Genomic DNA, 25601 nt, shown 5'->3' with positions numbered 1-25601 from the left:
GCAGATTCATGGTGATCATCTCCTCTGTTCCCCGCTCCTCGACGGAAGCGGCGGAGGTTAATCACCTGGATACTTTTCAGCGCGCAGACCCCGCGAAATCTGGGTAGTTTTCAGTGCGCGTCAACACTTCAGCGCTTTCGCCACTCCCAGGGCGGCACCGGTGCGGGATCTACCCACAATCCCCTCTTCGCGGTACGCGCCTCGTCCTGAAGTTCGGGGAGCGCGGCATCGGTCGCATAGCGCTCATACACCCAGGCCATCCCTCGTCTAACCTGTGCCGCATTCGCATCGACACCATCGCAATGCACACGCCCGACAATGCGCTTGTACCGATCAACATTCACGACAAGGACTTCAGCGCGCTTTTCGTGGCACAGAGTCGCAAGCGACTGCCTCGAGCGCGTTCCGAAGGGCTGTCGCTTCTCAGGCGCGTCGATCTCGGCGAGGCGAACTCTGACCTGCTCAAGGTCGCTGTTCAAAACAGTGAGGGTGTCACCATCCGCAATGGCAACCACCAGGCCGAGGATCACTGCAGCGGCCGTCATCAGTGCTCAACCACCCGCTTTGGCTCTGACCGTCTTGTCTGCCCCTTTTTCCTCGCTCCGAGCTCTCGGAGATGCTCGACAATGCCGGCAACCTTCCCCTCGGACCCGAAGGCGATGTTCAAAAGAACTTGCACAGGCTCGGGTATATCTCGCCCCGACTCATAACGGCTCCCGCCGCTCTGCGTAGTCATGAACCTCGTCCAGAATTCGGCCTGGTTCATCCCGCACTTGCGACGCAGCTCGCGTACCTCATCACCCACAAATCGCTTGAGCTTCATGATCCCATCACTCGAGTAAGATGCTCATATTCTAATGCCATAAGCGTCTACCCACAGGGCCCATGTCACCACATTGAGAATGTGAGACTAGGCGCGCCTTTGGTGGCTACTAGCGTGAACCGCATGGTTGAGCAAACGATCAGGATCACCGGACGGGCGTGCCTTGACTCGTGGTCACATCGACTGAAGCAGGTACGCCGTCTTCAATGCGATCGCGTCATCAAGCGCATGATGTCGCCGCAGCCCCTTCGACTGGAAGGCGAGCTCGACTGCGGGGCTATCGAACTCCAGGAACCGCTGATCGAGGCCGTCAGGCCACAGGTTCATGCGGTCTGTGAAAAGGCTCTTGAAGGCAGGCTCATCGTGCCAGAGGCAGTCCGTGTAGATCATCGCAGGACGCCCGAGGGAGTGGATCCATGCTCTGAGGGCCCACCTGATCATCGAATCGGTTGCGCGCGCTTCTGGAGGGCCTAGGAGCGGCAGGACTGCCTCTCGTACGAAGCCTGAGCAGTCCTCGATCGTCCAGCCCTCTGAGCGCTCGAGATACAGCGCCTCGCCGGTTTCGGCAACGAGCGAGAACGAAATCAGCCGAGGGTTGTTGAAGGACGTGAACTCGGTATCAAGAAACAGACGGACGACACTCATTTGTAGGCTCCACCGGACAGCGTATCCGTCCCGAGAGCAAGTTCCCAGAGTTCTCGCGATCGGATCATCCGGTCGTACCTCGTGTCACCCTGAGGCGTGGCTCCTCAGACTCACGACGGTGGTTCCGCAGGCGGCAGGCAACGCCCCAACGCATGCAGAAGGAAGGGAACGACAACTAGATGGTTCGCCAGCCGCGCAGTTGGGTTGAACACCCCAGCACGAACAAGCGAGCGATCGTGGATTCTCTTGGAAGACTCCGAACCAACAATGCGCCACTGCTCTTCATCATCGAGTGATGACTTCACTGATTCTCACACCCCGACGGGCAAGCCATCTTCAACCGACCCACGATGTAGAGCCCTGCTGGAGCGAAGCACACCGCAGGAACAGGTCGTGAGGCAATGCTCGTCGATATGCCGACGGGCGGGGACTGAGATGGAACCCAACGCGCATCGAGACCGGTTGCTAACCGTGAGCCTTTTGTTGCGTCAATGCAACAGCGTCGAATGCGGGCGGCCATGCGCACCCTCTTCCTGTTGGGATGTGGGCGGCACGAATAAGAAAAAAGCCGGCACGCTGGCCGGCTTTTCACGCTGTCTGGTGGGCGATACTGGGATCGAACCAGTGACTTCCACCGTGTGAAGGTGGCACTCTACCGCTGAGTTAATCGCCCTTTTCTGGAAACCTGTTTCCGTATGGTTTCCGTACGCTCTTTTCTGGGGGGCACCAAGTCCTTGATTTACTTGGTGGGCGGTACTGGGATCGAACCAGTGACCCCTGCCGTGTGAAGGCAGTGCTCTACCGCTGAGCTAACCGCCCCCATGCAAAGAGGCCGCATTCTAGAAGGCGGTTAGGAGGGCGTCAAGCGTCAGGGTGAGCGTTTTAGGGCGCATCAGCGCCACAGGCCGGTGAAAGTGCAGCAGCCCCACTCACTTGGCCAGCGCCACGAAGTCCTGCCGCTCCATCAGCCACGAGACAACGAAGCCGACGACCCGCGCACCCAGCACGGAAACATGGCTGGCGTCCTCCTCAGGATGGGCGGCTCCAGGCCATGCCCACACTCGCTGGCGCGGCAAGACCGGGGCCGGGAGTGCGCTTTCAGCGCGCGGCGACGACATCCACCTCGACCACCAGACCTTCGAAGGCGAGACGCTCGATGCCGAGCAGGGTCACCGCCGGCGGACGCTCGGGATGGAAGTAGGCCGAGCGGATCTCGCGGATGCGGGTAGTCTGGGCCGGCTGCAGCCCGCCCAAAAAATGGCCCGCCGAGGCGGGCCAAACCCGAAATCCTCCCGACGCCCCACCAGGCGGGGACGCCGGAAGCAACCACGACAAAAACGTGATTCCGGGGAGGGAGATGACTGTATGAAGTGCTCAGCTGCTCTTTGCGCTCTCGCGTCGGAAGACCAGCGGCGCACCGCCGTGCGAGCGCTTCACCATCCACAGCGCGAGCGCAGAATCCATGTAATCGGCATGCCCCGGGAACCAGTCCTTGAGCGCGACCGCGAGCTCACGGACTACCTCGACCTTGCCCTCAGCGAGCAATTGCTGCACTTCGCGTACCGAAGCGAGCACCTTGGCGTGCTCATCGACATGGCAGTCGCGCGCCGGGAAACCATCGACGTCCATCCAACGGTTCTCTTGCTCGAAGTGGGCCTCGGCATGGGCTGCAAAGGCGTCGAGCGCAGCCGCGAGCTGCGCATCCTCGACGGTCAGCAAGGCATCGACCAGGCTGACGAACTCGCGATGGGTGTCATCCATCGCGTTGTAGCCCAGCAAGTAACGGTCGTCCCAGTCGAATCCTGCGTGTTCGGTCATGCCCATGATGCTCCAGAGTTGGCGCCGCCCGCGGCGACTCAGCCGCCAAGTCCGACGGGTGCGGGCGCGATGTTGACGATCTTCGAGAACAACGCCCGGTATTCGCCGGCTGCGCCTTCCCAGGGGTTTTGGTTACTGAGGAAGGCGGCGTCGATCTCGGCCCAATCCTCCGCGGTCAGATGCGCCTTGGCAAGGGGGAACACCTCGCGCTCTTCGGTGTTCATGTGCTTCCATTCCTGCTCGATGTAGGTCTTGAGCGCCTCGTGGTAGCCCTGGAAGCCGGCCTCGCCCTGCTGGCGATAGCTGGCGAGCGCGTCGCGCAAGGTGGCCATGCGCGCGTCGCCCTGGCGATGCTCGGTCTCCAGACGCTCGATCACCGGCAGTGCCTCGGCGCAGCGCTGGCGCAGCTTGGCGAAGAGGTACTGGTCCTCTTTCGGGTGGTGCACCTTCTCCGGCACCTTGTCGATGTACTCGATCATCGACTCGAGCAGGTCGTAGTCTGGCTTCAGGCGCCCGGCTTCGATGCCAGAGGCGATCGATCGCAGACCGCTGAGCATGGCGGCGAGCGCGCGGTGCTCGTCGTGGATGATGTCGAGTGACTTGATGGTCATGGCGTATCTCTCCTGCTGTGGCGCGTCCGGCTCAGACGCCGAGGTGCTTCTGGATCAGTTCGGGCTGGGCGCGGATCTCGTCGCTGGTGCCGTCGAACACCACCTGCCCCTTCACCAGGATCATCGCGCGGTCGCAGATGCTGGTGACTGCGCCGTGGTTCTTGTCCACGATCACGGTGGCGATCCCGGTCCTGCGGATCTCCTTGACGATGCGCCAGATCTCCATGGCGATCAGCGGCGCCAGGCCCTCGGTGGCCTCGTCGAGGATCAGCAGGTCGGGGTTGGTCATCAGCGCGCGGCCGATGGTGAGCATCTGCTGCTCGCCCCCCGACAGCTGCCAGCCACCGTTGTTGATGCGCTCACCCAGGCGCGGGAAGGTCTCCATGACGCGCTCGAAGGTCCATTCGCGGCGACCGTCGATGCCGGCACGCGCCGACATCAGCAGGTTCTCGCGCACGGTCAGGCTCTTGAAGATGCCACGGCCTTCGGGCACGTAGGCGATGCCCTGCTGCGCAGTCTGGAAGGTGCGCGCGCGGCTGTAGTCGTCACCACGCACCAGCACCCGGCCATGCCTGGGCCTGACGATGCCGAGCATGCTCTTGATCAGCGTCGACTTGCCCATGCCGTTGCGACCCATGAGCGCGATGCCCTCGCCTTCGCGGATACTGAAGTCGATGCCGTGCAGGATGTGGCTGGCACCGTAATAGGTATGAACTTCCTTGGCTTCGAGCAGCATGTTAGACATGGAAGCTGTCCTCCGTACCCAGATAGGCCTGCTGGACGGCCACGCTGGCCTTGATCTGTGCGGGCGGACCGCACTCCAGCAACTGGCCATTGACCATCACCGTGATCCTGTCGGCAACTGCGAACACGGCGTCCATGTCGTGCTCGACGAGCAGGATGCCCCGCGTCTGGCGCAGGCGCTTGAGCACCGCGACCATGCTCGCGGACTCTTCCGAGCCCATGCCGGCGAGCGGCTCGTCGAGCAGCAGCACCTGGGCGTCGGTGGCAAGCACCATGGCGATCTCGAGCTGGCGCTGTTCGCCGTGGCTGAGCACGCCCGACACCCAGTCTACGCGCCTGCCGAGGCCGGCCTCCTCGATGCAGGCGCGCGCCTTCTCCAGCGCCCACTGCTGCTCCATGGCCTTGCTGAAGATGCGCCACGGCTGCTGGCGGCGCGACTGCGCGGCAAGGCGCACGTTTTCGAGCACGGTGAACTGAGGGAAGATATTGGTGCGCTGGTAGCTGCGCCCGATGCCTTCCTGCGAGCGCTGCGCCGCGCTGAGCCGGGTGATGTCCTTGCCCAGATAGCGGATCTCGCCTTCGGAGGGCGGCAGGTCGCCCGACAGCATGTTGATGCAGGTCGACTTGCCTGCCCCGTTGGGGCCGAGCAGCACGTGGATCATGCCGCGCTCGAGGGTGACGTCGATGTCCTGGTTGGCCACCAGGCCGCCGAAGCGACGCGTGAGCTTGCGCGCCTCGAGCAACACTTCGTTCTTGCTGGTCTGGCTCATTTTGCGCCACCTCCCTGCAGGGCGCGCTTGATGCGGCCCGGAATTGCGGTCAGCCCACCCGGCAGAAAGAGCACCAGGGCCACGATGACGCCACCCATCAGCAACTGCCAGTACTTGGTGATATCGGCAAAGAACTCGCGCATGGCCTCGAAGGCGAAGGCGCCCAGTACCGCACCCGCAAGGTTGCCCATGCCGCCCAGGATCACCATCAGCAGCACGTTGCCCGACTCGTGCCACGACAGCAGTTCGGGGGTGACGAAGCCGAACAGGACCGCATAAAGGAAGCCGGCGACCCCGCCCAGCGCGCCCGCCAGGGTGAATGCGGCCAGCTTGTAGCCGAAGGTGAAGTAACCCAGCGACTGCATGCGGTGCTCGTTGCTCCTGATGCCCATGAGCACGCGACCGAAGGGCGACTGCAGCACGCGATGAAGAAACAGGTACACCAGCAGCATCATGACGAGCACGAAATAGAACATGTGCAGCTCGTTATCCAGGTCGAAGGGGACCCAGCTGCCGATCGCCGCGGTCGGCCGTGCGTCCACATAGACGCCGTCCGAGCCACCGCCCAGGGGCGTGTCATGGAACACGAAGTACGCCATCTGGGCGAAGGCGAGCGTGACCATGATGAAGTAGATGCCCTTGGTACGGATCACGAAGATGCCGATCACGAGCGCAGCTGCAGCCGACAGCAGGATGGCCGCGGGCAGCATCACCCACAGGCTCATCTGACCGAACTTGGCGGTAAACAGGGCCACCGAGTAGGCGGCGATGCCGAAGTAGGCCGCATGGCCGAAGCTCACCAGGCCGGTGAAGCCCACCAGCAGGTCCAGGCTCATGGCGAAGATCGCCATGAGCAGCATCTTCGCAACCAGTTCGACGTAGAACGACTCGCCCGACATGGGCACACAGGCAATCGCGGCGACCGCGATGAGCTTGAAGATGAGGGAAGCATTGACGTTCATGATCTCAGCCCTTCTTCAGGATGCCTTCGGGGCGCCACAGCAGGACCACGGCCATGACCAGGTACACGATCATTCCGGAGATCTCGGGCAGCAGAACCTTGCCGAAGGTGTCGGCGAAGCCGACGATCAGCGCAGCAACGAGCGCGCCCCACACCGACCCGATGCCACCGATGACGACGATCACGAAGGAGATGATCAGCACATGGCTGCCCATGTTCGGGAACACCGAGGAGATCGGTGCGGCGAGCATGCCGGCGAGCGCAGCCAGGGCCACCCCGAGCGCGAACACCACGCGATAGATCATGTTGATGTTGATGCCCAGCGCCTCGACCATGCTGCGGTCGTCGTTGCCGGCGCGGATCATCATGCCCAGGCGGGTACGCTGAATGACGTAGTAGAGCGCCACCGCGAGCACGATGCAGACGACCGAGATGGCCAGGCGATACACCGGATAGCTCATCACCTCGGTGAGCTGGATCGATGCGTCGAGGAAGGCCGGGATGGCCACGCCATGCACGTCATCGCCCACCAGCAGGCTGCGCAGCTGCTCGAAGATCAGGATGAGGCCGTAGGTAAGCAGCACCTGCTCGAGGTGGTCGCGCTTGTAGAGGTGGGAAAACAGTGCCCACTCCAGGAGGGCACCGAAGATCAGTGCCAGCGGAATGCCGAGCGCAATAGCCAGCACCAGGCTGCCGGTCGCACTCGTAAGCACGAAGGCCAGGTAGGCGCCGATCATGTAGAAACTGCCGTGCGCCAGGTTGATGATGCCCATGATGCCGAAGACCAGCGTCAGCCCGCTTGCCACCAGAAAAAGCAGCAAGCCGTACTGCAGCGAGTTCAGCACCTGAATCAGGAAGCTCGCAAAATCCATGACTATCCCCCGCCCGGCAGGCGCAAGCCTGCCGGGACGACGTATGCGTTGAGTTGGGAAGGGAAGCGGGACGCTTACATGCTGCAGCCGCGGGCAGGGTCCTCGAGCCCGGCGGAGACGACCTCGACGACGGCGTTCTTGCCGTCCTTGACCTCGCGCAGGTAGATGTCCTGCACCGGGTTGTGGGCCTTGGACAGGGTGAAGCTGCCGCGCGGGCTGTCGATGGTGGCTGCGCGGATGCCGTCGATCACGGCGTCGAGCTTGGCGGGGTCGCCATTGGCAGCCTTGAGACCGGCGTGGTACATCTGCGCCGCATCGTAGCCCTGCACCGCATAGACGTCCGGCTGCGCCTTGTAGGCCGCGGCGTATGCGGTACGGAAGGCGTTGTCACGCTCAGTATTGAGGCCGTCGGCGTAGTGCAGCGTGGTCTGCAGCCCCTCGCCGGCGCCTCCCATGGCCGCAACATCCTCGCTCAGGAAACCCGGGCCATAAAGCGGGATGCTGCCCTTGAGGCCTGCTGCAGCGTAATCGCTCACGAACTTGGCGGCGCCAGCGCCGGCGAAGAAGACAAACACGGCGTCGGGCTTGAGCGCGGCGATCTCGGTGAGGAAGGGCTGGAACTCCACGTTCGGGAAGGGCAGGCTCATGTCCTTGACGATCTTGCCGCCACCCTTGGTGAAGCCCTCGGTGAAGCCTTCGACCGACTCGGTGCCGAAGGAGTACTTCCATGCCAGGGTGACGACGTTCTTGACGCCGCGCTTGGCGAGCGCCTCACCCATTGCGTAGGACGGCTGCCAGGCCGAAAAGGACGAACGGAACACATAGGGCGAGCACTGCGCACCCGTGATCTCGTTGGCGCCGGCGTTGGGCACGATCATCAGCGTCTTGGTGTTGGCGGCGACGCGCGCGGCGGCAAGCGCCACGCCCGAGTGCACCGAACCGATCAGCACGTCGACCTTGTCGCGGGTCACCAGGCGACGGGCGATCTCGGTGGCACGCGCCGGGTTGGATTCGTCGTCCACAACAACGTACTGCACCTCGCGGCCGGCGAGCTTGCCACCGTTCTCCTCGACGTACTGCTTGAAGCCATTGGTGATGTTGTTGCCGAGTGCCGCGAAGGTGCCGGTGTAGGGCAGCATCAGGCCGACCTTGACCTTGTCCTGCGCCAGCGCCGACCCCATGCCGGTCGTCACGAGCGCGGCACCAAGGACCAGGTTGCAAACGATTTTATAGTGCTTGTCCATTTGTCTCTTCCTTTGGAGCAGTTTCGAATTTGGGTCAGGCTCAGGTCACGACGGTGAGGAAGCGCTCGTTGAGCTTGCGGTCGTGATAGAAGATGCCCGCGCCGACCTCGTCGAAGGTCCAGGTGATCGGGGCATGGTCAGGGTAGGTCTCGTAGCCGCCGCAGAAGGTCTCGAACCGGTTGCCGGAGGGGTCGAAGGCGTAGATCGTGGTACCGCGGGTGATACCGTGGCGGGTCGGGCCAATATCGATCGATACACGGTTCATCGACATGATGTCGGCCGCACGCAGCACCTGCTCCCAGCTGCCAAGCAGGAAGGACAGGTGGTGTAGCTTGCCTGGCTCCGGGTGGGCGACGAAAGCGAGGTCGTGCGCCTTGTGCGAACAGGAAATGAAGGTCGCCAGCAGCGACTTGCCGTCCTCGAGCAGCACGCGCTCGACGAGGTGGAAGCCCAGCACCTCGGTGAACAGCTTGAGGTTGTCCTCCAGGTTCGGACCGTAGAGCAGGCAGTGATCGAAGCGATGCGGCGCGATGCCGTGCTCTGCGGCCGGAATCCACGGATCAGGGTTGGTGTAGGGCTGGCCGTTGCCCACGTCGGTCTTGTCGGCGTAAAGCTCCATGACGTGACCCGTCGGAATGGTGAAACGCACGCGCTCGCCAGTCTCCAGCAGTTCGCCAGCCGGGATGCGCTCGGTCTGCACGCCGTAGGCCTGGAGATCCTTGTCGAGCTGTTCGAGGGTGGCCCTGTCCTTGACCTTGAAACCCATCAGGTCCATGCCTGCCTGCTCGGCTTCGCGCAGGACCACGCTGTTGTGATCACGCTCGTCCCAAGCCTTGAAGTAGACGCGGCCAGCGGCGTCACGGCCCGTCTCGACCAGTCCGAGCACGTTCCGGTAAAAATTGACACTCTCATCCAGGTCCAGCACACGCAGCTGGATATGTCCGGGACGCATCACACCACTTGTCGCCATTTCCTCTCTCCTTGTGGTCAGGGGGCGGGAGGCCTTCCGCGTGCTCGGGCACCGCGACGGCCTCGCCATTCACGCAGCACCGGGTCCTGGCCGGCAAACGCTTTGCGATGGCGCCCGGGCTTCGTGTGGAGCGCAGATTAGGCGGTGCCGGGGAACGGCAATATCCAGTTTCTGCACGATGCTTATCCGCTTTGTGCACGCAACGGCGTATGCAGGGAGTGGATAGCGATCGTGCAGAAACTGGATATTTCGCCGCCGCCGCCCTACCTACGATGCGGACTCCGTACTAACACCATCGGAGACCTCGGCGATGATCACAATGGAATACCTGGACGCACTGATCCAGAAGGACAAGGCTCAAGGCCTGTTCCGCTGCAAGCGTGAAATGTTCACCAGCCGCGAACTGTTCGAGCTGGAGATGAAGCACATCTTCGAAGGCAACTGGGTCTATCTCGCACACGAGAGCCAACTGCCGAAGATCAACGATTACTACACGACGAAGATTGGCCGCCAGCCGGTGTTCATCACCCGCAACAAGGACAACCAGCTCAACTGCTTCATCAACGCCTGCGCCCACCGCGGCGCCACACTCGCGCGCTTCAAGCACGGCAACAAGGCGACCTACACCTGCCCCTTCCACGGCTGGACCTTCAACAACTCGGGCAAGCTGCTCAAGATCAAGGACCCGACCGAGACCGGCTATCCGGAGAGCTTCAACTGTGAGGGCTCTCACGACCTCAAGAAGATCGCCCGCTTCGAGTCCTATCGCGGTTTCCTTTTCGGCAGCCTGAATGCCGACGTGCAGCCGCTGGAAGCCTTCCTCGGCGAATCGAAGGCGATCATCGACATGATCGTCGACCAGTCGCCCGAAGGTCTTGAGGTGCTACGCGGCTCGTCCACCTATGTGTACGAGGGCAACTGGAAGCTGCAGGCCGAGAACGGCGCCGACGGCTACCACGTCACCGCCACGCACTGGAACTACGCCGCCACCCAGGCGCAGCGTAAAAGCCGCGACGCCGGTGACGACATCAAGGCGATGAGCGCCGGCGGCTGGGCCAAGAAGGGCGGTGGTTCATACTCCTTCGAGAACGGCCACCTGCTGTTGTGGACGCGCTGGGACAACCCCGAGGACCGTCCGCTGATGGAACAGCGCGACCGCCTGGTCGCCGAGTTCGGTGAGGCCAAGGCCGACTGGATGATCGGCAACTCGCGCAACCTGTGCCTGTACCCGAACGTGTACCTGATGGACCAGTTCAGCTCGCAGATCCGCGTGTTCCGCCCGCTCGACGTCAATCGCACCGAAGTCACCATCTACTGCATCGCGCCCAAGGGCGAGTCGGCCGAGGCGCGCGCTCGCCGCATCCGCCAGTACGAGGACTTCTTCAACGCCTCGGGCATGGCCACCCCGGACGACCTCGAGGAGTTCCGCGCCTGCCAGGAAGGCTTCATGGGCCGCGCCCTTGAGTGGAACGACATGGCGCGCGGCGCCGAGCACTGGGTAGAAGGCCCGGACGAGGAAGCCGACAAGATCGGCCTCAAGCCCATCCTGTCGGGCGTCAAGACCGAGGACGAAGGCCTGTACGTGGCGCAGCACACTTACTGGCTGGAGCAGATGAAGAAGGCCCTAGCGGCCGAACAAGCACAAGCCTGAGCGGAGACGAGAAAATGAGCCTGAGCTACCAAGACCTGTGTGCCTTCCTGTACCGCGAAGCCCGTTACCTGGACGATCGCGACTGGGACAGCTGGCTGGCGATGTACGACGAGAACTGCACCTTCTGGATGCCCGCCTGGGATGACGACGGCGAGTTGACCGAAGACCCCCAGTCCGAGATCTCGCTGATCTGGTACGGCCGCCGTGCCGGCCTGGAAGACCGCGTATTCCGCATCCGCACCGAGCGTTCGAGCGCGACCATCCCCGACACCCGCACCAATCACCACATCAGCAACATCGAGGTGCTGGCGCAGGACGGCAACACGGTCAAGCTGCGCTTCAACTGGCACACCATGAGCGTGCGCTACAACCACACCGACCACTTCTGCGGCACGAGCTTCTACACCCTCGACGTATCGGGCGCCAACCCGGTGATCAAGTTCAAGAAGGTCGTTCTGAAGACCGACTACATCCGTCACGTCATCGACGTGTACCACGTCTGATAACGAGGGCGGGGCGCCAGCCTGCGCAGACAGCGGCGACCCTGCCCCATCCCGGAGAGACAACCATGACATTCAAGATCGCGCTGAACTTCGAGGACGGCGTCACCCGCTTCATCGACTGCAACGCCACCGAGACGGTGGCAGACGCCGCTTACCGCCAGGGCGTCAACGTCCCAATCGACTGCCGTGACGGCGCCTGTGGCGCGTGCAAGTGCAAGGCCGAATCCGGCCAGTACGAGCTCGGCTTTTACATCGACGACGCGATGAGCGAAGAAGAGGCCAGGCTCGGCTACGTCCTCACCTGCCAGATGCACCCCAAGAGCGACTGCGTGGTGAACGTGCCCGCCTCGTCCGAGGTGTGCAAGATCAAGCACGCCACCCTCACCGCCACCGTGGCCGAAGTGCGCCAGCTGTCGCCGAGCACACTCTCCCTGGTGCTCCAGGGTGAAGGCATCGCCAAGCTCGCTTTCCTGCCCGGCCAGTACGCCAACCTCACCGTGCCCGGCACCGAGCAGACGCGTGCCTACTCCTTTAGCTCGATGCCTGCCGAGAGCAAGGTCAGCTTCCTCATCCGCAACGTACCCAACGGCCTGATGAGCGGCTACCTCACCGGCACCGCCAAGGCCGGCGACACCATCAAGCTCGCCGGCCCGATCGGCAGCTTCTACCTGCGCGACGTCGCACGCCCGGTGCTGATGCTCGCCGGCGGCACCGGCCTCGCGCCCTTCCTCGCCATGCTCGACAAGCTCGTCACCGGCGGTGGCAGCGCCCACCCGATCCACCTCATTTACGGCGTCAACACCGACGCCGACGTGGTCGAGCTCGAGCGCCTGGATGCCTTCAAGGCCGCGCTGCCCAACTTCAGCTACGACGTGTGCGTCGTCGCCGATGACAGCAGCTGGCCGAAGAAGGGCTACGTCACCGCCCACATCGAGCCGGCCCACCTTGACGACGGCAATGTCGACATCTACCTCTGCGGCCCCCCGCCGATGGTCGAGGCTGTGGCCCATGACCTGCGCGAACGCAAGGTCGAACCGAACAGCTTCCACTACGAGAAGTTCGCCGCCAGCGTCTGAGCGCTGCCCATCCCGTCAGGAGCGACAATGGCAAACCGTTTCAAGAAGAAAGTGGCCGTGATCACCGGTGCCGCACAAGGCATCGGCAAGCGGGTCGCCGAGAAGATGGCCAAGGAAAAGGGCACCCTGGTACTGGTCGACCGCTCGGAGATCGTGCATGAGGTGGCCAAGGAACTGTCAACGAAGGTGGAGGTGCTGAGCCTCACGGCCGACCTCGAGCAGTTCTCCGAGTGCAAGCGGGTCATGGATGCCGCGGTGGAGAAGTTCGGCTGCATCGACATCCTGATCAACAACGTCGGCGGCACGATCTGGACCAAGCCCTTCGAGCACTATCAGGAGGATCAGATCGAGGCCGAGGTGCGACGCTCGCTGTTCCCCACCCTGTGGTGCTGCCGCGCAGCCCTGCCCCACATGCTGGACAAGGGCAAGGGTTCGATCGTGAATGTGTCATCAATCGCCACCCGCGGCGTCAACCGCGTCCCCTATGGGGCGGCCAAGGGCGGCGTAAATGCACTTACCGCCTGCCTGGCCTTCGAGACCGCAGAGCGCGGTATCCGCGTCAATGCGACCGCCCCCGGTGCCACCGAGGCTCCGCCGCGTCTGGTACCGCGTAACGCGGAAAAGCAGAGCGAGGAGGAGAAGCGCTGGTACAAGCAGATCTACAGCCAGTCGATCGACAGCAGCCTGATGAAGCGCTACGGTACGCTGGACGAGCAGGCCGATCCGATCCTGTTCCTCGCCTCCGACGACTCGGCCTACATCACCGGCACCGTCATCCCGGTCGGAGGTGGCGACCAGGGCTGATCACCCTCGGCCACGTCCCTGGCAAGGCCGCAGCGCATCATTGCGCTGCGGCCTTGCCACGTTTACACGCCAGCAACCGTTCGTTCAGACTATGCGGCCATAGACAAAATTTCTTATCGAGAATAAACTCGAGATTCCAAAAATTCTCGACGCACAGCGCAGACCTGGGCGACGGGAGATAGCCCCACCGGGAGAGAGATGATGCGCGCACGAGAGACTACCCTGGCCTTGCCTGCAACTGCGGGGGCCGCATCGGACCGATCGCCTGTTCTACGCGCCGGGGTCTGATCATGCCCCTGGCCTTCCTGAACGCCCAAAGCAGCATCTTCAATGGTGCCAATCCTTTCGAGGTGTCGGACTACGTGCGCGCGAACGTGGGGTCTCATAGCCTGAGCCTGAGTTCGCGCAGTCAGGGCAGCGCGTCACTTTCGCATCGCAAGGCCGGTGGACTCGACCTGTGCCGACTGAGCTACGGCGCCCGTGCGCGCGTGATCTCCGAGGGGCTGGCCGACATCTACCACCTCCAGTTCATTCTGCGCGGCTACTGTCGCTACACCCTGCCCCACACCACGCTTGACCTGTCGGCCGGGCATTTCCTGCTGCTGAACCCGGACGACCCGCTCGACATCACCTACTCCGAGGACTGTGAGAAATTCATCGTCAAGTTGCCCGCGACGATGCTCGGTGACGCTTGTGCAGAGCATCGCTGGACCCGCTCGCGCGAACGCATCACCTTCAAGCAGGTGCCTTACCGCTTCCAGGAGCTCGAGAGCCTCATCGTTCTCCTCCAGCTCATCTGCGAAGAAGCCGAGTCTGCGTTGACGACCCCCCAGATGCTCCAGCATTACAACCGCGTGGTCACGACCAAGCTCATGACCATGCTCGAACACAACCTGGGGCTCGAGGAGCCCTGCCAGCATGCGCCGTGTTTCGAGCGTCTCGTGCAGTACATCAACGACAACATCAGGCAGGACATCAGCGCCGAGCAGCTCTCCCACTTTTCCCGCCTGAGCCTGCGCTCGCTCTATCTGTTGTTCGAGAAGAACGCGAAGACGACGCCAAAGCAGTTCATCCGCCAGAAAAAACTCGAGCATGTGCACGCGACCCTGACCAATCCCGCGAGCAAGGCGCCCAACGTCACTGCAGTTGCACTCGAGTATGGATTCACCCACCTCGGCCGATTCTCGGAACGCTACAGATCCACCTTCGGTATGTTGCCGTCGGAGGCAATGAAGTCCCGTCTGTCCAGCTAAGCGCGGGCACGACGACGCAAAAAGGGACCGTCCGGCTCACGGCCGCACGGTCCCTTTCCTGTCCAGCGCAGGGGGCAGCATGGCTGCCCTGTACGGTAGCTTAGGCGCGCTTCTTGGGCGTCGCGCTCTTGACACTCGCGGTCACTGCCTCGACGGCCTGCTCGGTGGCAGCGGCCAGCTTGGCCTCGGCAAGCTTGGCGGCGCTGCTGACGTTCTCATACAGGCCATTGGCGGTATCCATCGCCGACTTGACGGCGGCGAAGAAGGCTTCCGAGCCAGCCGGCGCCGTCTTGGCCGCTTGCTCGAGCGCGGTGCTGAACGCGCTGTTGAGCTCGGCCACCTGAGACTCGACCAGCTTGGCGGTCTCCTGCTGGCCTTCGGCAGCCAGTTCCTGAACGTTGCGTGCGTAAGCGACGGCCTTGTCGAGCATCGGCTGGGTGAGTTCGGCCTGCAGACTGGCAAGCTCCTGCGGGGTTTTCGCCTCGGCGAGCTTGCGGGTGATGGCAACGCCGTCCTCGAGCACCGAGCGGGTGGTGTTGAGGTTGAGCTCGGTCAGGCGCTCGGCACGGGCCAGGGCGCTGTTGGCGAGCGACAGCAGGGTCTCGAGTTGAGCCTTGTTGACGGCGAGGAGCTGCTCGGGGGTGGTGATCTTGGTCATCTTTAACATCCTTGAAAACGGGTTGTGAGAGGATTCGTCCAACTGGACGTGCGACCAAGTTCCCGGGCCGCCATGTTGCACTGCAACATGGCGATGATTATATAGGCCTCTCTGGCGTTGTCAAATGAATTGTGCAATGCACAATTTCCCACTGAATGCGTATCCGTTCCTGCCATGGAAAACGCACGGACATAAGCAAGACGGCCGGTAATACCGGCCGTCTTGCTTCCTGAGTCCCCGACAGAATCGACCGTCGGTTACCAACTAGTCGATCGTCAGCCGTATGGCCGGCGCAGCCAATCCCCTGCGCTTGCGCTCGGCAGCGATCAGTTCGGCGATATCGGTGTTCCCGTTCTGTGCAGCCCATGCATCGGCTGACAGGCCTGCCTCGTTGAGCGCATTGAGCTCGATCTGGGGCAGCGACAGCAAGCGCCGTACGACCCCCACATGGCCATTGCGCGCCGCCAGCATCAGCGCCGTTGCCTGGTTGGGCGCACGCGCATTTACATCGACTCCGGCGACGAGGAGCCTGTCGAGGATTGCATCCCGGCCCTCGAACGCAGCGTAATGCACCGGTGCCCAACCCTCGTGGTCCAGTGTTGCGCTCGCATTGATCAGCGCTTCGACCACCTGCGCATGGCCATGCAGGACGGCAAGCATCAGCGCTGAATCGCCTGCCAGATTGCGGTAATCGATACGCACCCGGTAACGCAGCAGCGCCTCAACGGTTGCGAGTTGGCCCTCGCGTGCGGCCAGGATCAGCAAGGTATTGCCATTGGCATCGACGGTATTAGGATCGATGCCACGATTGAGCAAACCGACGAGTTGGCGGGTGTCACCCAGGCGCGCGGAACTGAGCGCGGCCTCATAGCTGTTGGCAAATGCGGGCGCCGAAATCAGGCTCGCAGTGGCCAACAGCCCAACAAGGAGGAAGCGGCGCAGCGTTGCGGCGGAGGTGTCCGCGACACGGACGTCAGGCTGGTCTGGTGACATGGCGGAATAGGCGAAAGAAGTTGTCGGTGGTCGCGCGCGCAATATGCTCGAGCGGTTCGTCACGCAGGCGAGCGATCTCCTCGGCCACGTGCACGACCCAGGCGGGTTCGTTGATCTTGCCACGATGCGGAACCGGAGCAAGATAGGGCGCATCGGTTTCGATGAGCAGGCGCTCGAGCGGTACCCGGCACGCGACCTCCTTGAGCGCCTTGGCGTTGCGGAAGGTGACGATGCCCGAAAAGGAAATGTAGAAGCCCAACTCGAGCGCGGCTTCAGCAACCTCCCAGCTCTCGGTGAAGCAGTGCATCACGCCGCCCGCCTCACCTGCGCCCTCGTCGCGCATCAACCTGAGCGTGTCCTCGGCAGCACTGCGCGTATGGATGATCAGCGGTTTGCCGCAGTGGCGCGCGGCACGGATGTGCGTACGAAAACGCTCGCGCTGCCACTCCGGCTCGTCCTTCTGCCAGTAGTAGTCGAGCCCGGTTTCGCCGATGGCCACCACCTTGGGATGGTCTGCCAACGCGAGCAGGCGGGCCACGTCAGGCTCTTCGCAACCATCGTTGTCGGGATGGACGCCGACCGATGCCCAAAGCTGGGCGTGGCGTTCGGCCAGCCCGAGCACGCGGGGAAAGGCTTCGAGCGTGACACTGATGCAAAGCGCTGTGCCGACCCGATTGGCCGCCATGTTGGCAAGCACCTCGTCCTCTCGCGCGGCAAGGTCGGGGAAGTCGATATGGCAGTGAGAATCTACGAACATTGGACCGGGTTGGTGTAATGGGTCGGCATCGAGAGCCGGTACGAGGCACTGGCATGCAGCAAGCGCCCAGGGTTCAGAGGGTATGCGTAGGCCGGCTCGAGCCCAGATGGCCGGCAAGGATCTGCTCGATACGGCCGCGCAGCACCTTGCTCGACTCGTCGGCCGAAAAGTGCACCCCGATCCCCTGCGTCTTGCCCCCTTGCGCACCATGAGGGGTGATCCAGGCAACATTGCCGGCCACCGGGTGACGGGTGGGGTCGTCGATCAACTGCAGCAGCAGGAAGACCTCATCGCCCAGCTTGTAGTTCTTGGGCGTAGGCAGAAAGATGCCGCCATTGACGAGAAACGGCATATAGGCCGCGTACAGCGCCGACTTGCTGTTGATGTTGAGCGACAGCACGCTCGGCCGCGTCGGTGTCGTTCGAGACGCATCACTCATCCACGAACTCCAGCAGTGGCGCGAACGTAACGCATCAGCAGATCCTCCAGTACCAGGCGCAAGCTCAAGGGGTGCCGCGACACCCTGCGAATCTGCGCCATTTCATTGTAACAGGCGCTCGCCGCCGCCACGCTGCAACGGCTGGCGAGGGTGGAGAGGACAGCCTGCTGGGCGGGAAAGAAGCGTACACGGCCACCTAGTCGTACGCTGGCCAGGTCACTGACCCAGCGCTGCATCCAGTCGCACAGTTCTGGCAAGCCGAAACCAGCGGCCAAGGCCTCGCGCGATTTCAGCCAGCTCTCCCACTGGGCGGCCAGCTTGAGTGCGTCGGACGCCTGCAGGCCGGCCAGATCACGTACGAAACGTGCAAGCAGGGCCCCACCGCCCGCACGCGCGAGGCGTTCGGCCGCCAGCGGCATTCCGCCGCCGAGGGCGAGCAGCGCAAGCACATCGGGGTCCGCACGCGTTTTCCAGTGCGCGAGCGCTTGCTCTTCCGGACGCGCAAACAGCCACTGCTGGCACCGACTGCGAATCGTCGGCAGCAGCCGGCGTGACGCCGAGGATACGAGCAGGAACACGCAGCCCGCTGGCGGCTCCTCGAGCAGCTTGAGCAAGGCGTTAGCGGTAAAGGGGTTCATCGCTTCTGCCGGATCGAGTACGACAACACGGCGTGCACCATGGTGTCCGGTGACACTCAAGGCCGCTTGCAGGTCCCGGATCTGCTCGATGACGATCTGCGCCGACGCTGCCTTGCCGCCCCCCTCGCGCCCGCCAGCGGCATCGCCGCCCTCGCCCTCGCCGCGCTCGGCGGCAGCGGCCTCTGCCGCTGCCGCGGGGACCACCCGATGCAGGTCGGGATGGTTGTCGGCCAGCCGCCAGACGCAAGGCTCACAGCGTCCGCAGGCGTGGCCATCGTCAGCCGGAGAATCACACAGCAGACGAGCGGCGAGCGCATCGGCAAGCTCGCGCTTGCCCAGGCCAGGCGGACCAACCAGCAGCAAGGCGTGAGGCAGGCGATCGCCAAGCTCAACGAGTCGTGTCCAGGTGGGCTGCAACCAGGAATGGATCATGGCTGCAGTCGGTCGCGCACGACGTCCTCGATGTCGGCGCGGATGGATGCAGGGGAACGCGTGGCGTCGACGATGCAGAAACGCGCCGGGTCCAGTCGGGCACGCTCGAGATAAGCGGTACGTACACGCTCGAAGAAGTCACGTTGCTCGCGCTCGAAGCGATCGGGCGCGGCACCAGTGGCAGCGACACGCGCAGCAGCGATCTCCGGTGGAAGATCGAAGAGCAGGGTCAGGTCAGGTTGGAGTCCCGGATGAACCCAGGCCTCGAGTGCTTCGAACTTGTCGCGTGCGAGCCCCCGCCCGCCAACCTGATAGGCGAAGGTGGCATCGGAGAAGCGGTCGCAGACAACCCAGTGCCCGGCAGCGAGCGCGGGCTCGATCCGTGCGGCGAGGTGTTCGCGACGTGCTGCGAACATCAGCATCGCCTCTGTCTCGAGGTGCATGGCCTCATGCAGCAGCAGTTCGCGCAAACGCTCGCCCAGCGCAGTACCGCCGGGTTCACGAGATTGCTCCACGACCCTGCCTTGCGCACGCAGCAAGCTGACGACCGCGTCGATCTGGCTGCTCTTGCCTGCGCCGTCGATACCTTCGAAAGTGATGAAGCGGCCGCGCCCTGCGGCCTCGTGAGAAAGACGTTCCATGGCCGTCGCAGGAGAGGCAGATATGATCGGTTCGGGCAGGCGCGGCGGCATTGCACTCATCGCCCCCCCCCATTGCGGATGAAACGATTGACCGCCCGGTTGTGCTCGGCCAGGGTACGCGAGAACTCGCTGCTGCCATCCCCACGTGCGACGAAATAGAAGAACTCGCTGTTCTCCGGCTTCAAGGCCGCACGCAGCGCCGCTTCGCCCGGCATCGCAATCGGCGTCGGCGGCAGACCGGCGCGCGTATAGGTGTTCCAGGGGTGATCGGTGTCGAGATGGACACGGCGCAAGCGCCCATCGAACTCCGGCCCCAGACCATAGATCACCGTGGGGTCGGTCTGCAGCCGCATGCCCACGCGCAGGCGGTTGGCGAATACCGATGCCACCAGTCCACGGTCCTCCGCACGGCCGGTCTCCTTTTCTATGATCGAGGCCAGGATGAGGGCTTCGTAAGGCGAAGCCAGCGGCATCGCCGGGTCGCGCGCTTCCCACGTTGCGGCCAGGCGCAGCTGCATGGCGTCGTAGGCGCGCTTGAGCACCGCGAGCGCGCTCGAGCGCTTGTCGAACCGGTATGTGTCAGGGAAGAACAGGCCCTCGGGGTGTGTCTCGCTGGCACCGATTCGCTGCAAGAGCTCCGCGTCCGACAAGCCACTCGTGTCCTGCTCGAGGTCAGGATTGCTCTCGAGCGCCTGGCGCACCTGGCGGAAGGTCCAGCCTTCCACCAGCAGCAGTTCGCCCTGTGTCACATCCCCGCTCGCCAGCTTCTCGATCAGCTGCCAGGGGGTCACTCCGGTGCGCACTTCGTAACTGCCGGCCTTGATCGTGTGCGCCTTGTCGCCGATACGTGCGAGCAGGGTGAGGAAGCGCGCATCGACACCCACGCCCGCATCCTCGATCACACCGGCGGCATGGCGCATGCCAGCCCCACGCGGCACGGTGAATTCGACCTTTTCGGACGCCAGCGTCAGCGGTGCGTGCGCGTACCACCACCCCGCACCGACGAGCAACATCGCGCCGAGCATGGACACAATCAAGAGGTATACAACGAAGCGCACAAGGGAACGCATCAGCACAGCATCGACGGAAAAAGCCATGTCGGGCGCAGGGGCGACCGACTTGCGGCGGGCGCCTATAATACTTCATCGCGCAAGCACCTCCGAGCGAGGTCGTGCGCTACCGCCAACCCGCCTTGCTACTGCCAACCCCCTTGCTACCGCTGACCGCCCCATGACCGTCTGGACCGAACACCTCTCCCGCCTGGGTGCCACCCTGGCCGAGACCCAAACTACCGCCGCCCCGCTGCCCTCCGTTCGCTTTGCCGCCGCGACCGACGAAGCCCGCGCCGCAAGCGAATCGACCGTCGTGGTGCCTCTGCTTCATCTGGGCATCATCCGCTCCGTGGGGCCGGATTCGGCGGCCTTCCTGCACAACCTGGTTTCGAACGACGTCAACAAGCTCCCTGCCGACGGCGCCGCCTGGAACAGCTTCAACTCGCCCAAGGGACGGATGATCGCGAGTTTCCTGATGTGGGCGGAAGACGAAGGCCATGGCCTCGTCCTGTCGGCGGACATCCTGCCCGCCTTCCTCAAGAAACTGTCGATGTACGTACTGCGCAGCAAGGTCAAGCTTGCCAACGCCAGCGACACACTCGCCCTGATCGGCGTGTGCGGCAAGAACGCGGCGGCGGTATTGCAGACGGCGGGTATCGAGATGCCGGCGGCCGACATGCGTCAGACCCTCACGGCCGACGGCGTGCGCTGCGTGCGCATCGACGCCGAGCGCTACCTCCTGGCAGTGGCTGCCGACGATGCGGCCGGGGTGTTCGACGCCCTCGTCGCCGGCGGTGCCGTCAAGGCGGGCACTGCGGCCTGGCAGCTCAGCATGATCCGCGCAGGCCTGCCGCTGGTTACCGCGCCGACGCAGGAAGAATTCGTCGCCCAGATGCTCAACTACGAGCTGATCGGCGGCGTGAGCTTCCACAAGGGCTGCTACCCTGGTCAGGAGATCGTCGCGCGTACGCAGTACCTCGGCAAGCTCAAGAAACGGATGTACCGCGTTGCCGCAGCCCCCGGCATCGAGGTCGTCGCGGGGATGGACATCCACGCCCCCGACTTCGGCGAGCAGTCCGCGGGCAAGGTGGTCAATGTGGCACCGACCGCGGATGGTGGCATCGAAGCGTTGGCGGTAATCCAGTCCAGCAGCGCTGAGGCGGGGCAATTGCGCCTGGGCGCTGGCGAAGGGGCGACGCTCGAACTGCTGCCCTTGCCCTACGCCCTGGGCTGAGCGCACACCGCCGTATCCGATGTGCCTGATCGTTTTCGCGTGGCGCGCTCATCCACGCTACCCGCTCGTGGTCGCCGCCAACCGCGACGAGTACCTCTCGCGGCCGTCCTCCCCCGCCCATTGGTGGGCCGACGCGCCTGACCTGCTCGCGGGCCGTGACCTCGAAGCCGGTGGCACCTGGATGGGGCTGAGCCGCAGCGGACGCTTCGCCGCACTCACCAACTACCGTGACCCCAGCCGGCACGTGGAAGGTGCGCCCTCGCGTGGTGTGCTGGTGCGCGAGGCGCTCGAGGCCGAGCTACCTGCGACGCGGGTCCTGCAGGGTTTGGGCGCCGAGTGCTCGCGCTATGCCGGCTTCAATCTCCTCGTCGGCGACGGCAGCACGCTGGCCGTTCTCGAGAGCACCAACGGCACCGTTCGGGCACTCGAGCCCGGCATCTATGGGCTGTCGAACCACCTGCTCGACAGCCCGTGGCCCAAGCTGCTCAAGACCCGTGCCGGCCTTGCCGAGCTGCTCGGCGCGGGGCAGGCAGAAGGCCGCGTGGACGCGCTCGATGAGCACGCCCTGTGCCAGGGACTGCTGGCCCTGATGCGCGACCCTCGACCGGCGGCCGACCCGCACCTGCCGGCCACCGGCGTCAGCCTCGAATGGGAGCGCTGGCTGTCGCCCGCCTTCATTCGCGCGCCGGGCTATGGCACACGGTGCACGAGCGTCGTAGTGCAGCACGACGATGGCCGTATCCGCTTCGATGAATGGACCTGGGACGCGCATGGCGAACAGGCCAGCGCCGTCACCCACCGCTTCGCCACCCAGCCGACGACCTGAACAGCGTCAGCTGCGACTTCCTTGATCGAGGCGTCGACGCATCACGCGATGGGGAATGCCGGCCTCCTCGAACACGCAGCCCTCGGCGACGAAGCCATGGCGCAGATAGAAGGCCTCGGCATGCACCTGCGCGTTGAGTACCACCTCGCCCATGTTCAACCGGACCGCCTCCTGGACCAAGGCCGCCAGCACCAGTCCGCCCACACCCTTGCCTCGCCAGCGGCAAGCCACGGCCATGCGACCGATGTGGCCGTCGGGCAGCAGACGCCCGGTACCGATCACTTCGCCGGCGCCGGAGCGCGCCAGCGCATGCCGGCTCACCGCGTCGAAGACGTCGCGCTCGATCTCGACCGGTACGCCCTGCTCCTCGACGAACACTGCCGTGCGCAGCGGCGTAACCAGGGCTTGCACCTGTGCCCAGTCGAGGACGCAAACGGTGGGCAGGACGGCCATGCTCATGCGCGGATATCCACAATCGTGCCTGGGGCGACCAGCTCGAAGAGTTCGATCAGGTCGCGGTTGCGCATGCGGATGCAGCCATGCGAACGCGGGACCCCCATGGGCTGGTCGTCGCCAGTGCCGTGGATGTAGATGAAACGCCGCATCGAGTCGACATCACCGCCGCGATTGCGCCCGGACTCCTCGCCACACAGCCAAAGGATGCGCGTTAGGACCCAGTCGCGTCCGGGATGAGCCGCGGCGAAGTCGCGGCTCCAGCGCTCCCCGGTGGGCCGGCGTCCGCGGAACACTGCGCCCTCCGGCGCACCGGCTCCGATCCGGGCGCGTATGCGATGGCGCCCGCGCGGTGTGCACAGGCTGCCGTTCAATTCCCCTGCCCCCCTGGCCGCCGTCGACACGCTGTAGCGCCGGATGCAGGCGTCGTCCGCCCCAAAAAGGGCGAGCGTCTGTGAGCCAAGATCGATCTCGATACGCACTCAAGCCACCTGCGTCTTGCCGCGCCGCGCGGCAAAAAAGCTCGACAGCATGCGCCCGCACTCGTCGGCAAGCACGCCGCCCTCGACGCGCGCATGATGGTTGAGCCGCGACTCGGCAAAGAGATCCATCACACTGCCTGCGACACCCGTCTTCGGATCCCGCGCCCCGAACACGACGCGGGCGATGCGCGCGTGCATGATCGCGCCGCTGCACATGGCGCACGGCTCCAGGGTCACATAGAGCTCGCACCCCGGCAGGCGATAGTTGCCCAGACGCGCGGCGGCATCGCGCAAGGCCATCACTTCGGCGTGCGCGGTCGGATCGTGGCGGCCGATGGGCTGGTTGAAGCCCCGGCCCACAATCTGGCCGTCGAGTACCACCACCGCCCCCACCGGCACCTCGTCGCAGGCCCCCGCGCGGCGCGCTTCCTCGAGCGCCGCACGCATGTAGTCTTCGTCGTTCATCGGCATGTGTCGAATGCGCTGCAGGACGAGCCAAGGCGCCCCACCGTCGCGGTTGAAAGACGCGATTCTACCGGACGAGGGCTGCGCTAGAATGCGGCGCATCCGCACTCGCCCCCGGGTGCCCACCACCGGAATCCGCAGTATGAATAACGCCGCCGCGCTCAACACCCCTTCGCTCACCGCCCCCTATGGGCCTCTGGTCCGCCGCATCGAAGCCGAGGCGACCGTGATCGGTGACCAGATCCTGAAGATCGACCACTTCCTCAACCACCGCATCGAGCCTGCTTTCATCACCGAGATGGGCCGGGAACTGGCACGCCGTGTCGGCCGCTTCGAGCCCAGCGTCATCCTGACTGCGGAAGCGAGCGGCATCGCCCCCGGCCTTGTCGTTGCTCAGGCCCTCGGGGTACCGCTGGTCTATGCCAAGAAATACGCCCCGCAGGTCGAGTCGCCCGCAATCGCGCGCATCATCCCGTCGCCGACCAAGGGCGGCGAAACCAAGCTGGTGCTCTCGCAGCGCTACATCGTGCCGGGTGATCGCGTCGTCATCGTCGACGACTTCCTGTCCAACGGACGCACCGCAGTCGCGCTCATCGAGATGGCGCGCGAAGCGGGAGCCGAGGTCTTGTGCGCAAGCTTCATCGTCGAAAAGCGGTTCAAGCAGGGCCACGGCGCAATCGAGGCGGAGGGCGTGCCGGTGTCGACGCTCGCCCAGGTGGAGGCGCTGGAGAACGGGCGTGCGGTTCTGAGCCAGCCATGACGCCACGGCAAGCACACCGGCGCGCATGCGACTCCCGCGCTGAGCAGCAACTGCACGCGACGCCGAAGCCAAGCGGCGTTAGACTTGCAGCCGCGGTGCGCCCAGTGCCGCACTCTTGAATCCAGGCACGTCGCAACGCCACCCGCAGGAAGCCTAGCCGCCATGGAAGAATTCGAATCTCAGACCGAAGCCTTCGCACAACAGATCGAGGAAGAACTGCGCGACGGTGTGCTGAGCTTCCCGACCGTGTTCGACCTGTCGCTGCGCATCAAGAAGATGGCGGACGACCCCGACAGCTCCTTGTCCGACATTGCCGAAGTGGTCCGGGCCGAACCGGTGCTTGCGGCAAAGGTGCTGCGCATGGCCAATACGGTAGCGCTCAACCCATATCGCGGCGAGATCAACAGCGTGGGCGACGCCATCGGGCGCATCGGTCTGTCGGCGCTGCGCTGCCTTGCCTACGCGGTCGCCGCCGAACAGCTGGCCCGAGACCACCGCTCACGCCAGATGCGGCTGGTGGCGAGCGGACTGTGGATGCACTCGATCGACGTCGCATCTTGGGCATTCGCGTTCTCGCGCCACCTCGGACGCCACACGCCGGATACGGCCCTGCTCGCCGGGCTGATGATCAACGTCGGTCAGTTCTACCTGCTCGCCCGAGCGGCCCGCTATCCGGCGATCGAAGGCGACATGAAGCGCTTCGCCGAGATCGTCTCGCTCTGGGATGACCCGGTACGCAGCGCAGTGCTCGACGCCTTCGAGATGCCCGCGCTCATCGTCGACGCCTGCGAAGCCGATCCGGTGGCGCACACCGAGTGGCCTCCCGCAGCCATGGGCGACATCGTCTTCTTTGCCACACTGGCAGCCGAGACGCCCAACCCCTTCGAGAGCCTGCTTGGCGTGCAACGCCGGCCGGAACTGCTCGATGCCAGCCTGGGTGAGGCCGGCAAGGAGGCTTTCGACGCCCTCCTTGTCACGGCACGCGACACCCGCCAGGAAATGCTCGCAGCGGTGTGCGGTTGACTG

32 protein-coding genes and 2 tRNA genes are annotated in these 25601 nt (G+C 64.3%); 9 read left to right on the top strand and 25 right to left on the bottom strand.

The window, feature by feature from the left end; all coding sequences use genetic code 11:
* Window positions 1-128 precede the first annotated feature (128 nt).
* From P7F68_RS10305 to P7F68_RS10235, 15 genes are all read right to left on the bottom strand, one after another.
* Window positions 129-545: a thermonuclease family protein gene (locus P7F68_RS10305; RefSeq protein ID WP_277832889.1), complete on the bottom strand. Its 417-nt coding sequence runs from the start codon at window positions 543-545 to the stop codon at window positions 129-131.
* Window positions 545-823 carry a helix-turn-helix domain-containing protein gene (locus P7F68_RS19965; RefSeq protein ID WP_277832887.1) on the bottom strand — a complete coding sequence of 93 codons (279 nt, stop codon included), beginning with the start codon at window positions 821-823 and terminating at the stop codon, window positions 545-547. Before P7F68_RS19965 ends, P7F68_RS10305 begins: the two co-directional genes overlap by 1 nt.
* A 174-nt stretch (window positions 824-997) precedes the next feature.
* Entirely contained in the window at window positions 998-1468 is a 471-nt protein-coding gene (locus P7F68_RS10295) for a hypothetical protein (protein WP_277832885.1), read from the bottom strand.
* A 598-nt stretch (window positions 1469-2066) separates the two neighbouring features.
* A tRNA-Val gene (locus P7F68_RS10290) sits at window positions 2067-2141 on the bottom strand.
* A 71-nt stretch (window positions 2142-2212) separates the two neighbouring features.
* Window positions 2213-2287: transfer RNA gene (locus P7F68_RS10285), tRNA-Val, on the bottom strand.
* A gap of 110 nt (window positions 2288-2397) precedes the next feature.
* Window positions 2398-2544, bottom strand: a complete 147-nt coding sequence (locus P7F68_RS10280; RefSeq protein WP_157384661.1) for a hypothetical protein — start codon at window positions 2542-2544, stop codon at window positions 2398-2400.
* Window positions 2545-2566: 22 nt separating this feature from the next.
* Entirely contained in the window at window positions 2567-2722 is a 156-nt protein-coding gene (locus P7F68_RS10275) for a RidA family protein (RefSeq protein ID WP_277832882.1), read from the bottom strand.
* A gap of 120 nt (window positions 2723-2842) precedes the next feature.
* Window positions 2843-3286, bottom strand: a complete 444-nt coding sequence (locus tag P7F68_RS10270; RefSeq protein WP_002929859.1) for a bacteriohemerythrin — start codon at window positions 3284-3286, stop codon at window positions 2843-2845.
* Between the two features lie 38 nt (window positions 3287-3324).
* Window positions 3325-3897: a hemerythrin domain-containing protein gene (locus P7F68_RS10265; RefSeq protein WP_002939601.1), complete on the bottom strand. Its 573-nt coding sequence runs from the start codon at window positions 3895-3897 to the stop codon at window positions 3325-3327.
* 31 nt (window positions 3898-3928) lie between these two features.
* The gene (locus P7F68_RS10260; RefSeq protein ID WP_002929856.1) at window positions 3929-4642 is read right to left on the bottom strand and encodes an ABC transporter ATP-binding protein; all 714 of its coding nucleotides are present in this window, start codon (window positions 4640-4642) and stop codon (window positions 3929-3931) included.
* Complete coding sequence (locus P7F68_RS10255; RefSeq protein ID WP_270067911.1) at window positions 4635-5411, bottom strand: ABC transporter ATP-binding protein; 777 nt, start codon at window positions 5409-5411, stop codon at window positions 4635-4637. The genes P7F68_RS10260 and P7F68_RS10255 overlap by 8 nt, the downstream gene beginning before the upstream one ends.
* Complete coding sequence (locus P7F68_RS10250) at window positions 5408-6373, bottom strand: branched-chain amino acid ABC transporter permease (protein WP_002939596.1); 966 nt, start codon at window positions 6371-6373, stop codon at window positions 5408-5410. Before P7F68_RS10250 ends, P7F68_RS10255 begins: the two co-directional genes overlap by 4 nt.
* A gap of 4 nt (window positions 6374-6377) precedes the next feature.
* Window positions 6378-7244 carry a branched-chain amino acid ABC transporter permease gene (locus P7F68_RS10245; protein WP_002929847.1) on the bottom strand — a complete coding sequence of 289 codons (867 nt, stop codon included), beginning with the start codon at window positions 7242-7244 and terminating at the stop codon, window positions 6378-6380.
* Between the two features lie 74 nt (window positions 7245-7318).
* A complete protein-coding gene (locus P7F68_RS10240) occupies window positions 7319-8488 on the bottom strand; it encodes an ABC transporter substrate-binding protein (protein ID WP_002939594.1) in 1170 nt (389 codons plus the stop codon).
* Window positions 8489-8528: 40 nt separating this feature from the next.
* The gene (locus tag P7F68_RS10235; protein ID WP_002939590.1) at window positions 8529-9458 is read right to left on the bottom strand and encodes a catechol 2,3-dioxygenase; all 930 of its coding nucleotides are present in this window, start codon (window positions 9456-9458) and stop codon (window positions 8529-8531) included.
* A 310-nt stretch (window positions 9459-9768) separates the two neighbouring features.
* Between P7F68_RS10235 and benA the strand changes: the two genes are divergently transcribed.
* From benA to P7F68_RS10210, 5 genes are all read left to right on the top strand, one after another.
* Window positions 9769-11109 (top strand): benzoate 1,2-dioxygenase large subunit, encoded by a 1341-nt coding sequence (gene benA, locus P7F68_RS10230; RefSeq protein ID WP_002939586.1) that lies wholly within the window; start codon window positions 9769-9771, stop codon window positions 11107-11109.
* A gap of 14 nt (window positions 11110-11123) precedes the next feature.
* Window positions 11124-11612 carry a benzoate 1,2-dioxygenase small subunit gene (gene benB, locus P7F68_RS10225; protein ID WP_002929839.1) on the top strand — a complete coding sequence of 163 codons (489 nt, stop codon included), beginning with the start codon at window positions 11124-11126 and terminating at the stop codon, window positions 11610-11612.
* A 65-nt stretch (window positions 11613-11677) separates the two neighbouring features.
* A complete protein-coding gene (benC, locus tag P7F68_RS10220) occupies window positions 11678-12688 on the top strand; it encodes a benzoate 1,2-dioxygenase electron transfer component BenC (RefSeq protein ID WP_277832871.1) in 1011 nt (336 codons plus the stop codon).
* Window positions 12689-12715: 27 nt separating this feature from the next.
* Window positions 12716-13492: a 1,6-dihydroxycyclohexa-2,4-diene-1-carboxylate dehydrogenase gene (locus P7F68_RS10215; protein WP_002939580.1), complete on the top strand. Its 777-nt coding sequence runs from the start codon at window positions 12716-12718 to the stop codon at window positions 13490-13492.
* A 290-nt stretch (window positions 13493-13782) separates the two neighbouring features.
* Window positions 13783-14745 carry an AraC family transcriptional regulator gene (locus P7F68_RS10210; RefSeq protein ID WP_277832867.1) on the top strand — a complete coding sequence of 321 codons (963 nt, stop codon included), beginning with the start codon at window positions 13783-13785 and terminating at the stop codon, window positions 14743-14745.
* Window positions 14746-14845: 100 nt separating this feature from the next.
* On the opposite strand, the gene P7F68_RS10205 is transcribed toward P7F68_RS10210, so the two are convergent.
* The 7 genes from P7F68_RS10205 to mltG form a co-directional block, all read right to left on the bottom strand.
* Entirely contained in the window at window positions 14846-15403 is a 558-nt protein-coding gene (locus P7F68_RS10205) for a phasin family protein (protein WP_002929828.1), read from the bottom strand.
* A 264-nt stretch (window positions 15404-15667) separates the two neighbouring features.
* A complete protein-coding gene (locus P7F68_RS10200; RefSeq protein WP_002939575.1) occupies window positions 15668-16396 on the bottom strand; it encodes an ankyrin repeat domain-containing protein in 729 nt (242 codons plus the stop codon).
* Window positions 16377-17153, bottom strand: coding sequence for a TatD family hydrolase (locus P7F68_RS10195; protein WP_277832864.1), 777 nt, complete (start codon window positions 17151-17153; stop codon window positions 16377-16379). The genes P7F68_RS10200 and P7F68_RS10195 overlap by 20 nt, the downstream gene beginning before the upstream one ends.
* Window positions 17154-17226: 73 nt before the next feature.
* A complete protein-coding gene (locus P7F68_RS10190; protein ID WP_002939554.1) occupies window positions 17227-17592 on the bottom strand; it encodes a PilZ domain-containing protein in 366 nt (121 codons plus the stop codon).
* Window positions 17589-18662 carry a DNA polymerase III subunit delta' gene (gene holB, locus P7F68_RS10185; protein ID WP_277832861.1) on the bottom strand — a complete coding sequence of 358 codons (1074 nt, stop codon included), beginning with the start codon at window positions 18660-18662 and terminating at the stop codon, window positions 17589-17591. The genes P7F68_RS10190 and holB overlap by 4 nt, the downstream gene beginning before the upstream one ends.
* The gene (gene tmk / locus P7F68_RS10180) at window positions 18659-19303 is read right to left on the bottom strand and encodes a dTMP kinase (RefSeq protein ID WP_277832859.1); all 645 of its coding nucleotides are present in this window, start codon (window positions 19301-19303) and stop codon (window positions 18659-18661) included. The genes holB and tmk overlap by 4 nt, the downstream gene beginning before the upstream one ends.
* Before the next feature lie 56 nt (window positions 19304-19359).
* Window positions 19360-20400 carry an endolytic transglycosylase MltG gene (gene mltG, locus P7F68_RS10175; protein WP_002939548.1) on the bottom strand — a complete coding sequence of 347 codons (1041 nt, stop codon included), beginning with the start codon at window positions 20398-20400 and terminating at the stop codon, window positions 19360-19362.
* Window positions 20401-20533: 133 nt separating this feature from the next.
* Here mltG and ygfZ point away from each other — a divergent pair, with 133 nt between their 5' ends.
* Window positions 20534-21589 (top strand): CAF17-like 4Fe-4S cluster assembly/insertion protein YgfZ, encoded by a 1056-nt coding sequence (gene ygfZ / locus P7F68_RS10170; RefSeq protein WP_277832855.1) that lies wholly within the window; start codon window positions 20534-20536, stop codon window positions 21587-21589.
* Between the two features lie 19 nt (window positions 21590-21608).
* Window positions 21609-22415 carry an NRDE family protein gene (locus P7F68_RS10165; protein WP_002939539.1) on the top strand — a complete coding sequence of 269 codons (807 nt, stop codon included), beginning with the start codon at window positions 21609-21611 and terminating at the stop codon, window positions 22413-22415.
* A 6-nt stretch (window positions 22416-22421) separates the two neighbouring features.
* Here P7F68_RS10165 and P7F68_RS10160 read toward each other — a convergent pair whose 3' ends face one another.
* From P7F68_RS10160 to tadA, 3 genes are read right to left on the bottom strand one after another with little or no spacing between them, the layout of a single operon-like run.
* Window positions 22422-22874, bottom strand: a complete 453-nt coding sequence (locus tag P7F68_RS10160) for a GNAT family N-acetyltransferase (protein ID WP_270067902.1) — start codon at window positions 22872-22874, stop codon at window positions 22422-22424.
* The gene (locus tag P7F68_RS10155; protein WP_277832845.1) at window positions 22871-23350 is read right to left on the bottom strand and encodes a L,D-transpeptidase; all 480 of its coding nucleotides are present in this window, start codon (window positions 23348-23350) and stop codon (window positions 22871-22873) included. Before P7F68_RS10155 ends, P7F68_RS10160 begins: the two co-directional genes overlap by 4 nt.
* Complete coding sequence (tadA, locus tag P7F68_RS10150; protein ID WP_198291777.1) at window positions 23351-23815, bottom strand: tRNA adenosine(34) deaminase TadA; 465 nt, start codon at window positions 23813-23815, stop codon at window positions 23351-23353.
* Between the two features lie 142 nt (window positions 23816-23957).
* Between tadA and xpt the strand changes: the two genes are divergently transcribed.
* Window positions 23958-24575, top strand: a complete 618-nt coding sequence (gene xpt / locus P7F68_RS10145) for a xanthine phosphoribosyltransferase (protein WP_002929804.1) — start codon at window positions 23958-23960, stop codon at window positions 24573-24575.
* A 162-nt stretch (window positions 24576-24737) separates the two neighbouring features.
* On the top strand, window positions 24738-25598 hold the full coding sequence (locus P7F68_RS10140) for an HDOD domain-containing protein (protein WP_002929803.1): 861 nt from the start codon (window positions 24738-24740) through the stop codon (window positions 25596-25598).
* Window positions 25599-25601 lie beyond the last annotated feature (3 nt).

It is taken from the genome of Thauera mechernichensis, assembly GCF_029588855.1.
In the GTDB taxonomy this organism is placed as follows: Bacteria; Pseudomonadota; Gammaproteobacteria; order Burkholderiales; family Rhodocyclaceae; genus Thauera; species Thauera mechernichensis.
Note: the sequence above shows the minus strand (reverse complement) of the source record. Positions and strands in the feature narration are given on the sequence as shown.

What these genes read in the sequence shown, in the direction of transcription:
- P7F68_RS10305 (WP_277832889.1), bottom strand. Translation starts at nt 545, where the DNA reads ATGACGGCCGCTGCAGTGATCCTCGGCCTGGTGGTTGCCATTGCGGAT.
- P7F68_RS19965 (WP_277832887.1), bottom strand. Translation starts at nt 823, where the DNA reads ATGAAGCTCAAGCGATTTGTGGGTGATGAGGTACGCGAGCTGCGTCGC.
- P7F68_RS10295 (WP_277832885.1), bottom strand. Translation starts at nt 1,468, where the DNA reads ATGAGTGTCGTCCGTCTGTTTCTTGATACCGAGTTCACGTCCTTCAAC.
- P7F68_RS10270 (WP_002929859.1), bottom strand. Translation starts at nt 3,286, where the DNA reads ATGACCGAACACGCAGGATTCGACTGGGACGACCGTTACTTGCTGGGC.
- P7F68_RS10265 (WP_002939601.1), bottom strand. Translation starts at nt 3,897, where the DNA reads ATGACCATCAAGTCACTCGACATCATCCACGACGAGCACCGCGCGCTC.
- P7F68_RS10260 (WP_002929856.1), bottom strand. Translation starts at nt 4,642, where the DNA reads ATGTCTAACATGCTGCTCGAAGCCAAGGAAGTTCATACCTATTACGGT.
- P7F68_RS10255 (WP_270067911.1), bottom strand. Translation starts at nt 5,411, where the DNA reads ATGAGCCAGACCAGCAAGAACGAAGTGTTGCTCGAGGCGCGCAAGCTC.
- P7F68_RS10250 (WP_002939596.1), bottom strand. Translation starts at nt 6,373, where the DNA reads ATGAACGTCAATGCTTCCCTCATCTTCAAGCTCATCGCGGTCGCCGCG.
- P7F68_RS10245 (WP_002929847.1), bottom strand. Translation starts at nt 7,244, where the DNA reads ATGGATTTTGCGAGCTTCCTGATTCAGGTGCTGAACTCGCTGCAGTAC.
- P7F68_RS10240 (WP_002939594.1), bottom strand. Translation starts at nt 8,488, where the DNA reads ATGGACAAGCACTATAAAATCGTTTGCAACCTGGTCCTTGGTGCCGCG.
- P7F68_RS10235 (WP_002939590.1), bottom strand. Translation starts at nt 9,458, where the DNA reads ATGGCGACAAGTGGTGTGATGCGTCCCGGACATATCCAGCTGCGTGTG.
- benA (WP_002939586.1), top strand. Translation starts at nt 9,769, where the DNA reads ATGATCACAATGGAATACCTGGACGCACTGATCCAGAAGGACAAGGCT.
- benB (WP_002929839.1), top strand. Translation starts at nt 11,124, where the DNA reads ATGAGCCTGAGCTACCAAGACCTGTGTGCCTTCCTGTACCGCGAAGCC.
- benC (WP_277832871.1), top strand. Translation starts at nt 11,678, where the DNA reads ATGACATTCAAGATCGCGCTGAACTTCGAGGACGGCGTCACCCGCTTC.
- P7F68_RS10215 (WP_002939580.1), top strand. Translation starts at nt 12,716, where the DNA reads ATGGCAAACCGTTTCAAGAAGAAAGTGGCCGTGATCACCGGTGCCGCA.
- P7F68_RS10210 (WP_277832867.1), top strand. Translation starts at nt 13,783, where the DNA reads ATGCCCCTGGCCTTCCTGAACGCCCAAAGCAGCATCTTCAATGGTGCC.
- P7F68_RS10205 (WP_002929828.1), bottom strand. Translation starts at nt 15,403, where the DNA reads ATGACCAAGATCACCACCCCCGAGCAGCTCCTCGCCGTCAACAAGGCT.
- P7F68_RS10200 (WP_002939575.1), bottom strand. Translation starts at nt 16,396, where the DNA reads ATGTCACCAGACCAGCCTGACGTCCGTGTCGCGGACACCTCCGCCGCA.
- P7F68_RS10195 (WP_277832864.1), bottom strand. Translation starts at nt 17,153, where the DNA reads ATGTTCGTAGATTCTCACTGCCATATCGACTTCCCCGACCTTGCCGCG.
- P7F68_RS10190 (WP_002939554.1), bottom strand. Translation starts at nt 17,592, where the DNA reads ATGAGTGATGCGTCTCGAACGACACCGACGCGGCCGAGCGTGCTGTCG.
- holB (WP_277832861.1), bottom strand. Translation starts at nt 18,662, where the DNA reads ATGATCCATTCCTGGTTGCAGCCCACCTGGACACGACTCGTTGAGCTT.
- tmk (WP_277832859.1), bottom strand. Translation starts at nt 19,303, where the DNA reads ATGGAACGTCTTTCTCACGAGGCCGCAGGGCGCGGCCGCTTCATCACT.
- mltG (WP_002939548.1), bottom strand. Translation starts at nt 20,400, where the DNA reads ATGGCTTTTTCCGTCGATGCTGTGCTGATGCGTTCCCTTGTGCGCTTC.
- ygfZ (WP_277832855.1), top strand. Translation starts at nt 20,534, where the DNA reads ATGACCGTCTGGACCGAACACCTCTCCCGCCTGGGTGCCACCCTGGCC.
- P7F68_RS10165 (WP_002939539.1), top strand. Translation starts at nt 21,609, where the DNA reads ATGTGCCTGATCGTTTTCGCGTGGCGCGCTCATCCACGCTACCCGCTC.
- P7F68_RS10160 (WP_270067902.1), bottom strand. Translation starts at nt 22,874, where the DNA reads ATGAGCATGGCCGTCCTGCCCACCGTTTGCGTCCTCGACTGGGCACAG.
- tadA (WP_198291777.1), bottom strand. Translation starts at nt 23,815, where the DNA reads ATGAACGACGAAGACTACATGCGTGCGGCGCTCGAGGAAGCGCGCCGC.
- xpt (WP_002929804.1), top strand. Translation starts at nt 23,958, where the DNA reads ATGAATAACGCCGCCGCGCTCAACACCCCTTCGCTCACCGCCCCCTAT.
- P7F68_RS10140 (WP_002929803.1), top strand. Translation starts at nt 24,738, where the DNA reads ATGGAAGAATTCGAATCTCAGACCGAAGCCTTCGCACAACAGATCGAG.